Annotated in this window: 1 protein-coding gene; it reads left to right on the top strand. The window is 47.2% G+C overall.

What is annotated here, in order from left to right:
• A partial coding sequence (gene cobN / locus CDG79_RS40325; RefSeq protein ID WP_223278670.1) for a cobaltochelatase subunit CobN occupies positions 1-1,798 on the top strand: 1,798 nt, incomplete at both ends.

The raw sequence follows: 1,798 nt of genomic DNA, 5'->3' as shown, positions 1-1,798 counted from the left end.
GGGTATTGGGTATTGGGTATTCCTCTCGTTTATCCCATTTTCCTTTTCCCCAGTCCCCAGTCCCAATCCCCGTTCCCGGAATTCAACTCGGCAACATTTTTGTGGGAATTCAGCCAGCAAGGGGTTATGATAATGACCCCAGTTTGAATTATCATGCGCCGGATTTAGAACCAACTCATGCTTATTTAGCTTTCTACTATTGGGTAAGAGAATGTTTTGGTGCTGATGCTGTAGTTCATGTAGGGAAACACGGAAATCTAGAATGGCTACCCGGTAAAAGCGTGGCTTTATCCAGTAATTGTTATCCAGAAGTGGCTTTGGGCGCACTTCCCCACCTGTACCCGTTTATTGTCAACGATCCTGGTGAAGGTTCTCAAGCCAAACGTCGCGCTCAAGCGGTGATTATAGATCACCTAACGCCGCCAATGACTCGTGCTGAACTCTACGGTTCTTTGCAACAGTTAGAAAATTTAATTGATGAGTATTATGAAGCGGACAGTTTAGATCCTTCGCGTTTACCAGTCATTCGCGATCGCATCCACGAACTGGTAATCAAAGAAAATCTCCATCTAGATTTAGGAATCTCAAATGAAACAGAAATTTTTAATTCTGTTGGCGCAGCGTTAGCGAGTTCGGGAGCGTCATCTTTAATTTTGAATTCTATCGGTGGCTATCTGTGTGAATTGAAAGAAGCCCAAATCCGCGACGGGTTGCACATTTTTGGGCAATGTCCCCAAGGAAGGCAGCTACGAGATTTGATCGTAGCGATCGCTCGCATCCCCAATCGCCATTCTTCAGGGATTACCCGCGCTATAGCTCAAGATTGGGGTTTAGATTTCGATCCCCTCACAGCCGATTTGTCAATGCCCAGTGGTGAATATTCAATAGTCAATGGCACAAAATGCCGTACCCTCGGTGATATCGTCGAAGTCCTAGAAGAACACGCCGCCCTCTTAGTAGAACAAATAATAAATCAGGATTCAGAATTTAGAATTCAGAATTCTTGTAGAGACGCGATTCATCGCGTCTGTGCTGGGGGGGGAGACGCAATGAATCGCGTCTCTACCTGGATACGCGATCGCCTCCTTCCAGCTTTACAACAAACCGATCGAGAAATCACCCACTTATTACACGGACTTGATGGGGGTTACGTTCCAAGTGCCCCATCTGGCGCACCCACACGCGGCCGCCCAGAAGTTCTACCAACAGGGAGAAACTTTTATTCTGTCGATATTCGCGCCATTCCCACAGAGACAGCTTGGGATATCGGGAGAAAAGCTGCTGAAACCCTGGTTGAATATTACACTCAAGAGCATGGTGAATATCCCAAAACACTAGGTTTATCATTGTGGGGAACAGCCACGATGAGAACAGGCGGTGATGATATTGCCGAAGCCTTAGCTTTACTCGGAGTCCAGCCTGTGTGGGATGGTGCAGCACGGCGAGTAGTGGATTTTGAAATTTTGCCCTTAGCCATTTTGGGACGGCCCCGTGTAGATGTCACCTTGCGAATTTCGGGATTCTTCCGCGATGCTTTTCCTAACTTAATTGACTTATTCGATCGAGCGGTATCAGCAGTAGCAGATTTAGATGAACCGCCAGAACAAAATCCCTTAGCAGATGCAGTTCGCCAAGAGACTGAATTGTGGACAAGCCAAGGATTAACTATACAAGAAGCCGTGGTGCGATCGCGTTATCGGATCTTTGGTTCTCGCCCAGGTGCTTACGGCGCAGGACTCCAAGGTTTAATCGAATCGCAAAACTGGACAGACGACGAAGATTTAGCCCGCGCCTACAT

The organism is Nostoc sp. 'Peltigera membranacea cyanobiont' 232 (assembly GCF_002245985.1).
GTDB lineage: Bacteria > Cyanobacteriota > Cyanobacteriia > Cyanobacteriales > Nostocaceae > Nostoc.
Note: the sequence above shows the minus strand (reverse complement) of the source record. Positions and strands in the feature narration are given on the sequence as shown.